Here is a 4,547-nt window from a genome sequence, read left to right as displayed (position 1 = left end):
CGTGCCGAAGGACTGATAACCCCCCGGCCATTCCAGTGCTGAAGAATGACGTCCCTCCCTTCGGGGAGGGACGCTATTTTTTTTGCCTCTTTCGCCCGAGGTTCACGGTGTCCGCGGGAATGCCGATGTGAAGCCGGGCTCCGTCCCCGTAGGGGCGGATCTTGGCCTCGTCGGGCCGGGCGATGCTGCCGAGGGCGCGCCGGGAGGCGTCGAGCGTGGCGTCGTCGAAGGACTTCAGCACCCGCCGGGTGCCGCGCACGAGGTCGCCGAGAAAGCCCTTTCCGTCGTCGTCGGAGGCCGTACCCGCCCCGAGTCTCTCCTTGAGCTGCTTCGCGGAAAGGCTTTTGTCGCGCGGCAGACAGCTCTCGCCCCGGTCGCTGCGGGCCTGGGGCCTGTAGGCCGAGAGGTCGGCCGGCGTGCTTTCGCGGACGGGCGCGCTGCGGGGCCTGCCGGACCCGTGGGCACGATGGCCGGCTGCGGGGCCTGCCGCGGTTTGGGCGGCAGAGGGAGAAACGGGTTTTCGGTCCGCGTCCGTGCCGATGCTGTGAGGCGGCGCCAGAGTGTCCGTCGGCGCCGGGACGGGGAAGGCCGGATCGAGGAAAGGAAGGGGGCCTGGGGGCGAAGGGGAGGGTGCCTCGGACCGGATGCCCCGGACGCTCAGGACGCTGAAAAATCCTCCTGCGGCCAGCGCGGCGGCACAGACGAGGCTCGTCAGAATGCGCCGAAGCGCCGAGGTCCTGTTCTTTTTCCGCATGGCGGCGTCCCCCTTCCGTCTCCGATTCTTTGTACCCTCCCAAAATTTACGGCGTCCGAAAGTACGCCGATACGATATCATATCAAAAAGCGCAGCGCAAAACATTCCATTTCCGAGAGGAGAATTTTTTTATGGCTTACGACTTCGACAGGGTCATCGAAAGGCGCGGCACGAACTGTTCCAAGTGGGACATGGATCCCCGGACGATCGAGGGGGTGGATTATCCCGTCGGCTCCCCGCTCCCGCTGTGGATAGCGGATATGGATTTCGAGGTGGCGCCGGAGATCACGGAGGCGCTGACCGAGAGGGCCCGGCACGGAGTCTTCGGCTACACGCTCATTCCCGACTCCTGCTACGACGCGATCATCGACTGGGAGGCCCGCCGCCACGGCTGGAGGATCGAGAGGGAGTGGATTCAGTTCGCCCCCGGCGCGGTCCCCGCGGCGCACATGGCCGTCCAGGCCTTCTGCCAGCCGGGGGACCGGGTCATCATCCAGCGGCCCGTCTATTACCCCTTCTTCCGTACGGTGCTGAACAACGGCGCCCAGATCGCCAACAACCCCCTGGTCCTGCGCGGCGGGCGCTACGAGATCGACTTCGAGGACTTCGAGCGCCAGGCGCGGGACCCCCGCACGACCCTCTTCATCCTGTGCAGCCCCCACAATCCCGTAGGGCGGGTCTGGAGCCGGGAGGACCTGGAGCGCCTCGGCGACATCTGCGCCAAAAACGGCGTCCGGGTGTTCGCGGACGAGCTGCACTGCGACATCCTGATGCCCGGCTATAAACATCAGCCGTTCGGGAACGTCGATGCCGTCTGCCGGGAGAACTCCATGACGGTCATCGCGCCCAGCAAGACCTTCAACCTCGCGGGACTCCAGGCGACGATTCTCATCACGCCCGATCCCCGGATGCGTCTCCTCTACGAGAACGTCCTGGCCCGGAACAGCATCCCCCGCCCCAACCTCTTCGCCATAACGGGGCTCGAGGCCGCCTACAGGCACGGGGAGAGGTGGCTGGACGAACTTCTGGTCTACATCAAGGGGAACTACGACTTTCTGGTGAATGATCTCCAGGAGCGCCTTCCCCAGGTCCGGGTGATGCCGCTCGAGGGCACCTTCCTGGCCTGGATGGACTTCAGCGCCCTGGAGCCGGACCCGTATGTCCTGCAGAAGCGGATGCTGACCGAGGCGAACGTGTGGCTCGACGAGGGGTGGGTCTTCGGGCCCGAGGGAAACGGGTTCGAGCGCCTCGTGCTGGCCTGTCCCCGCAGCATCCTGAAGGAGGCGTTGGACCGCATCGTCAGGGCCTTCGGCAGGTAGCCGCAGCCTCTGAAAAAGGCCGGAACCGCACCGAGGGGTGGGAAATTCCGTCCTTTCCAACCTCCGAGTCTACGGGATAGAATGCCCTTGTGATCCTGTCCCGACGCATTTTCAGGATAACGATTCGGGGGCATGATTCAGAACAACATCTATTCAGGAGGCGGAACGACGATGAGGAGAATGTGGACGGTTGCGGCGGCCCTGCTGCTGGCGATGGCGACGGCCCTGGGGGCCGAGGCGGCGGAGCAGAGGGCCTTCGCCCTGGAGGAGACGCTCACGCTCTACGCCAAGCCGGACAAGGAGGCGAAGTCGTGGGAGGTCAGCCTTCCGGATTCGGGTGTCGCGGTCCCGAGCGCCATCCGAGACAAGCAGGATATGCTCTGGTACAAGGTGAAGGTGGACGGGAAGACCGGCTGGCTCTATCAGGAGGGTGTTCGGCTGAGGATGGGCCCCAAGAGCAAGGCCGCGGCCAACATCTACAAGCGCTATGCCGCGGCCCGGCTGAAGATCGCCGACAAGATGCCCAAGGGCTGGACCCAGGAGGAGAGCGTCCGGGCCAGGGACGCCGCGGTCGACACCTGGACCTCGAAGGGGGCCGTGTTTCAGATCTCGGGCGAGGGGAAGAGGGCCGAGGACCTCTACTTCAAGGCCAATACGGCTTCTGCCTGCAAGACGTTCCTGGGCTTCGAGGCAGTGGGCATGAGCAAGGACGCATTGAGAAGCAAGGTGGGGACCCCGACGGTCCGGGAGACCCCGAGCGGGGAGCCGGAGATCAGCATCCTCTCCTACGAGCTGCCCGATCACGATCTGACCCTGGCCTTCACCCTGCGCGACCAGGTCGTCGAGAGCGCGGAGCTCTACAGGGGCGACACGGGCGAGAGCGAGCGGGGCTGGTCCGACGACGTCCTGAACCTGCGGAAGCTCGACTGAGGCGGGGCCCCGGGGGCGCTTGGCGCTTTCGCTCGGGGGCATCCTGAAAAGCAAGGATGGAAAGGCGGTGGGCGGCCTCCGGACAAGGGGCCGTCCACCGCCTTTAGGATTCTCTGAGTCGAGACCGTTCGAGCTTGAAGGGCGTTGGATGAAAAATGTCGTCCGAAAATGATGCATATAAAGTTTGCCTATGTTAACATATACCCATCCTCATACTGTATTTTTTTTCTTGTATTTTGAAGACATCAAGAGGAAGGGAGACGGCAATGAACACGATCGGACTGGTATACTTCAGCAATACCGGCAATACGAAGGCCCTTGCGGAGGCCTTCAGGAGCGCGGTCGAGGCGAAGGGCGGGTCGCTTTATTTCTCGGAGGCCGCGGGTGCGGACAAGGCGGCCTTCTCCGCGGCGGACGTCTGGGTGTTCGGCTCCCCGGCTTCCGGCACGGAGGAGGTCAACGACACGGAGATCCTTCCGCTGATCGAGGAGCTCAAGGACGGACTGAAGGGGAAGAAGGTCTTTTTGTTCGGCTCCTACGGCTGGGGCGGGGGCGCGTTTATGGATGCCTGGAAGCTGGATATGGAGGGCAGGGGGGCCGTTATCGCCGCCGAGCCCGTGACCTGCCTCGAGGCCCCGGACGGCGGGGCGGAGGACGCGATGAAAAAGGCGGCCGAGGCCCTGCTGGGCTGACGGCCGGAGAGGATAAAGGAGGATATCACGATGGAGGAGAAGATTCTGTTTGCGGAGGCTCATTGCGATGGGCCCTGCGGTGTGTACGACCCCGCGTCGGCACGGATAGCGGCCGAGGCCGTGCTCTCCATGACGAAGAAGCTGATTGCGCTGGAGTGCCCCGACCCCACGGACAAGGCGGCTTTCACCGCGTACCTGAACTCCTTCAGCCGCTATGACGCCATCAAGGAGGAGCAGGCCCGGATCGCCAAGACCGAGCTCCTCATCCTCTGGACGGACTACTTCAAGGCGCCGCATCTGGAAAAGTTCCCCCAGCTGCACGACTTGTTCTGGAGGGCGGCGAAACTCTGCTCCTCCTGCAAGGTCGAGGTGAACCTGAGCCATGCCGAGGAGCTGATGGAGTGCATCAAGGAGGTGCACTCCATCTTCTGGTCCACGAAGGGGCGGGAGGTTGCCTGGTACACGGCGGGCTGATGGGGCGGAGAGGCTGACGGTCGTCGTCCGGGGGCACAGCATGTACCCCACCCTAAGGGACGGCGAGCGGGTCGTGGTGGATACGACGGCCTGCAGGGAGGCGCCTCCAGCCGTGGGGGACGTCGTCCTGGCCCGTCATCCCTTCATGAGGGATATGTGGATGATCAAACGCGTAGTCGGCGTCGCCGACGACGGCCGTTACCTCCTTCGTGGCGACAATGCCCTGGAGAGCAGCGACAGCCGGAGCTTCGGCCCGGTCGCCCCTCGGAGCATCCTGGGGAGGGCGGTGCACAAGGCCGACGGCTCGCCTCTGCCGCCGGCTCCGGCCGGAAGGGAATAGCCCCGTTACGCAGCGGGGGAGACGGAAAAACGAGCGGG

At 64.5% G+C, this 4,547-nt stretch carries 6 protein-coding genes; 5 read left to right on the top strand and 1 reads right to left on the bottom strand.

Annotated features, from left to right (window positions below; translation table 11 throughout):
- Positions 1 to 73 precede the first annotated feature (73 nt).
- Complete coding sequence (locus Q0176_RS10440) at positions 74 to 754, bottom strand: hypothetical protein (protein WP_299302595.1); 681 nt, start codon at positions 752 to 754, stop codon at positions 74 to 76.
- Positions 755 to 885: 131 nt separating this feature from the next.
- On the opposite strand from Q0176_RS10440, the gene Q0176_RS10435 reads away from it, so the two are divergent.
- The 5 genes from Q0176_RS10435 (at position 886) to sodX (ending at position 4,509) form a co-directional block, all read left to right on the top strand.
- Positions 886 to 2,073, top strand: coding sequence for a MalY/PatB family protein (locus Q0176_RS10435; RefSeq protein ID WP_299302592.1), 1,188 nt, complete (start codon positions 886 to 888; stop codon positions 2,071 to 2,073).
- Positions 2,074 to 2,244: 171 nt separating this feature from the next.
- The gene (locus Q0176_RS10430; RefSeq protein ID WP_299302589.1) at positions 2,245 to 3,003 is read left to right on the top strand and encodes a hypothetical protein; all 759 of its coding nucleotides are present in this window, start codon (positions 2,245 to 2,247) and stop codon (positions 3,001 to 3,003) included.
- Between the two features lie 266 nt (positions 3,004 to 3,269).
- Positions 3,270 to 3,695: a flavodoxin domain-containing protein gene (locus Q0176_RS10425; RefSeq protein ID WP_299302586.1), complete on the top strand. Its 426-nt coding sequence runs from the start codon at positions 3,270 to 3,272 to the stop codon at positions 3,693 to 3,695.
- Between the two features lie 30 nt (positions 3,696 to 3,725).
- A complete protein-coding gene (gene sodN / locus Q0176_RS10420) occupies positions 3,726 to 4,169 on the top strand; it encodes a superoxide dismutase, Ni (protein WP_299302583.1) in 444 nt (147 codons plus the stop codon).
- Entirely contained in the window at positions 4,147 to 4,509 is a 363-nt protein-coding gene (gene sodX / locus Q0176_RS10415; protein ID WP_299302580.1) for a nickel-type superoxide dismutase maturation protease, read from the top strand. Before sodN ends, sodX begins: the two co-directional genes overlap by 23 nt.
- Positions 4,510 to 4,547 lie beyond the last annotated feature (38 nt).

It is taken from the genome of uncultured Fretibacterium sp. (assembly GCF_938040765.1).
GTDB lineage: Bacteria > Synergistota > Synergistia > Synergistales > Aminobacteriaceae > CAJPSE01.
This window is presented reverse-complemented; position numbering and strand designations above follow the sequence as displayed.